Genomic DNA, 3,688 nt, shown 5'->3' with positions numbered 1-3,688 from the left:
TTAACAGCGGTGGGTACCAGTATGTCTACGGCAGCGCTACTGACACAACCGTTAACAGCGGTGGGTACCAGTATGTCTACGGCAGCGCTACTGGCACAACCATTAACAGCGGTGGGTACCAGCATGTCTACGGCAGCGCTACTAACACAACCATTAACAGCGGTGGGGAACAATTGGTCTACAGTGGCGTCAGTGCTACTGACACAATGGTTTGGAGTGGTGGACGTCAGTATGTCTTTGACGGCGGAAATGTCACAGAAACGACCATTAACAGCGGCGGCATGCTACAGGTGGCGGCCGGTGGCTCAGCCTCTAAGGTTGTCCATAACAGTGACGGGGCTATCGTCACCAATACCAGCGCCGTAATGGATGGGACTTACCGGAAGGCCCCCTTCAGCATTGCCAGCGGAAGTGCCGCAGGTATGGTGCTTGTGAATGGAGGTTCACTGACTGTGTTCAGCGGTCATCAAGCCAGCGATACGAGGGTTCTCAGCAACGGTACTCTGTATGTCCAAAGTGGCGGTGTGCTCCTTGGTACCACCACCCTGGCTGATAAAGGGACGCTCGTCGGTGACGTAGTTACCAATGACGGGAATCTGAATTTCCTCTACAACAGTGCTGCAACGTTTGCAGGTAGCCTGACGGGAACCGGTACCCTGACACAGCTAGGCGGAAGTACCCGCTTCAGCGGTCTGTTGTCTCAGGACGGTGGAATTGAACTTCTGGCTGGCGGAGCCATGACGATGGATGCCCTTCAGGCTAAGGCTAATGTGACGACCCAGTCAGGCACCACCCTGACGCTGGATAACGGGACCATCCTGACGGGGATCGTTGCGGGAGACAGCACCGGCGCAGGTGACATGACGGTTAAAGGTGCGTCTGTCTGGCATCTCGATGGTGACTCCACTGTCGACGCATTAACGTTGGATAACGGGACCGTTGATTTCCGTCCGTCAACAACCACGCGCCTGACGCCAGCCTACCAGGCTGTTTCGCTGGTGCTCGGAAGCCTGTCGGGTAACGGGACGTTCCAGATGAACACTGATATCGCATCGCATACCGGAGATATACTGAAGGTAACGGGTAATGCCAGCGGTAACTTTGTGCTGGATATCAAAAACACCGGCCTGGAGCCAGTATCTGCTGGTGCGCCGCTTCAGGTGGTGCAGACCGGCGGCGGTGATGCGGCATTTACCCTGAAAGGCGGGAAAGTCGATGCCGGCACCTGGGAATACGGCCTGAGTAAGGAAAATAGCAACTGGTATCTTAAGGCTGACACTCCACCACCGGTTACTCCGCCGACTAACCCGGATGCAGGCAACCCGGATGCAGGTAACCCGGATGCAGGTAACCCGGATGCAGGTAACCCGGATGCAGGTAACCCGGATGCAGGTAATCCGGATGTTGGTAAACCAGATTCAGGTACATCGTCGTCTCCGGTGCGTCGCACAACAAAATCAGCCGACGCGGTATTGGGCATGGCGACAGCACCGGCATACGTATTCAACAGCGAGCTGGATAATCTGCGTTTCCGTCATGGCGATGTGATGCAGAATACCCACGCACCAGGGGGCGTATGGGGCCGTTATACAGGGTCAGATAACCGCATCAGCGGCGGGGCGAGTTCGGGCTATACCTTGACCCAGAACGGTTTTGAAACCGGCGCCGACAAGGTCTTTGAGCTGGATGAGAGCAGTTTAGCTGTGGGTACTTTCTTCTCTTACAGCGACAACAGCATTAAGCATGCGCGTGGCGGAAAGAGTAAAGTCGACAGTACCGGTGGTGGCTTGTATACCACCTGGGTTGATAATGACGGCTACTACGTGGACGGGGTTATCAAATTCAACCGCTTCAGTAATGAGCTGCGTACCTGGATGAGTGATGGCTCGGCGGTGAAAGGGGATTACAGCCAGAACGGTTTCGGTGGCAGTCTCGAAGCGGGCAGGGTCTTCAGCCTGAATGAGGATGCATGGGCGCAGCCATACGTGCGGACGACGGCATTCCGGGCGGATGAGAAGGATATACGCCTGAATAACGGCATGAAAGCCAATATTGGTGCGACCAAATCCCTGCAGGCTGAGGTTGGCGTGAAGCTGGGGATGCCCCTTGATGTTGGAGGAAAAGAAGTCAAGCCATACCTGTCGGCGGCGGTGATTCATGAATTTTCGGACAACAACAAAGTCCGGATTAATGACACCTACGACTTCAGGAACGACATCTCCGGGACAACCGGGAAATACGGGCTGGGTGTCAGTGCACAACTGACGCCAAATGCAGGAGTCTGGATTGAAGCTCGTTATGAAAACGGTAAGCGGACTGAGTCTCCGGGCACGGGAAGTGTTGGGTTCCGTTTGAATTTCTGAGCCGCGTCCTGAACACAGCAAGGATTGAACCATCGCAGCAGACAGAAGCCTAAAGAATTCTGTCTGCACTTAAATACTATGTGGTTAATTTCAAAAATGATGCTTATGAAAAAATCATTAATCACCATAATTAATGGTTATTGATCTCAGCAGTCATTAGAGGCGGTTATTGAAATGGTAACGATGTTGGAGACTTGGAAAGGGTATCACTAAGTATAAGCAGAAAATTATAATCACCTTTAGTTAGTAGTTTTAGAAAAAAGGAAACCACCAATCGACCACAAAGTTGTATGTGTCAATAATTGTTTTTATATTATGATAATAGAGGTTTTATCATGGATATTTCAATAAATCACCCACGTTTTCAGAGTAAAAAACTTAGCGTTAGTACCAGAACAATATTTAAAAACCCATCACTTATGATAGATGGTATAGAACAAAAGAAAATGAAAGGCCTAAAAAGACGGTATTTATTGGAGGACGATAATGGTTCACAAACCATAGTGGAAATTAAATCTGTAATCGATCCTATCCCAACCATTGTCATTGATGGAGAAAAAATATCGCTGGCTCCTCCAATGGCTTGGTATGAATATGTATTATCATATCTTCCACTCCTTCTTATAATAATTGGTGGTGTGATAGGTGCTTTCGTAGGTATAGTTGGGGCAACAATCAATACCAGTATTATTCGTGGTCAGGGTTCAATTGTAGCACGTTACGGGGGGACCTTGCTGGTTACGTTTATTTGTTATCTTATTTTTTTTGTTATAGCGATCATGTTATCATACGTGATATAAGACACTAATCGGTAGTGTCGTTTTCCGAACTAACCATTTGATAAATGGGTGGGGATTCGCATGAAATTTTTTAGGCGAATCCTTACATAATTTCAGTAAGGATTAATAAAATCTAATTTTGCCTGGAGCGTTAATATATGGAGATTAAAAAAAACATCCATTACATAAAAACTAATATAATAGAGTATGATGTTATAGTTCATATCTGGATATATACCCCCCTGACAAAAGTTGAATGCAGTATATTTGAGTTGCTAGTAAAAGGGTATAATATCGCTCATATGGCTCAATACAGAAATCGTAGCATCAAAACAGTTTCATCCCAAAAACATCAACTGTATAAAAAGCTTGGGATACGTAATGATGTTACGTTCTGGATAGATATAATTTTATCACATCAGATGAGAATAGTTTTTTGTCGAAATGGGAAAGTTATTGATACAGAAAAAGAGTTATTAAGAATAGTTGATAGTCATTAACCGTAATACATTTAAAAGCTTAGCTATTAACTATTACATTAAAAAA

The 3,688-nt window shown here is 47.3% G+C and carries 3 protein-coding genes; all 3 read left to right on the top strand.

Annotated features, from left to right (window positions below; genetic code table 11):
* Positions 1–2,363: autotransporter outer membrane beta-barrel domain-containing protein (locus A7Z29_RS22940; protein ID WP_105290899.1), on the top strand; the 2,363-nt coding region annotated here is incomplete at its 5' end.
* Positions 2,364–2,698: 335 nt separating this feature from the next.
* On the top strand, positions 2,699–3,163 hold the full coding sequence (locus A7Z29_RS22935) for a hypothetical protein (RefSeq protein ID WP_105290898.1): 465 nt from the start codon (positions 2,699–2,701) through the stop codon (positions 3,161–3,163).
* A gap of 137 nt (positions 3,164–3,300) precedes the next feature.
* Positions 3,301–3,642 carry a helix-turn-helix domain-containing protein gene (locus tag A7Z29_RS22930; RefSeq protein WP_286135453.1) on the top strand — a complete coding sequence of 114 codons (342 nt, stop codon included), beginning with the start codon at positions 3,301–3,303 and terminating at the stop codon, positions 3,640–3,642.
* The last annotated feature ends 46 nt before the right edge of the window (positions 3,643–3,688 follow it).

The sequence above is a fragment of the Escherichia sp. MOD1-EC6842 genome, assembly GCF_002965705.1.
Classification (GTDB): Bacteria; Pseudomonadota; Gammaproteobacteria; order Enterobacterales; family Enterobacteriaceae; genus Escherichia; species Escherichia ruysiae.
The sequence above is the reverse complement of the archived record's forward strand: the minus strand, read 5'-3'. Positions and strand labels throughout refer to the sequence as shown.

Coding starts and splice junctions, on each gene's coding strand:
- A7Z29_RS22935 (WP_105290898.1), top strand. CDS start 2,699: ATGGATATTTCAATAAATCACCCACGTTTTCAGAGTAAAAAACTTAGC.
- A7Z29_RS22930 (WP_286135453.1), top strand. CDS start 3,301: ATGGAGATTAAAAAAAACATCCATTACATAAAAACTAATATAATAGAG.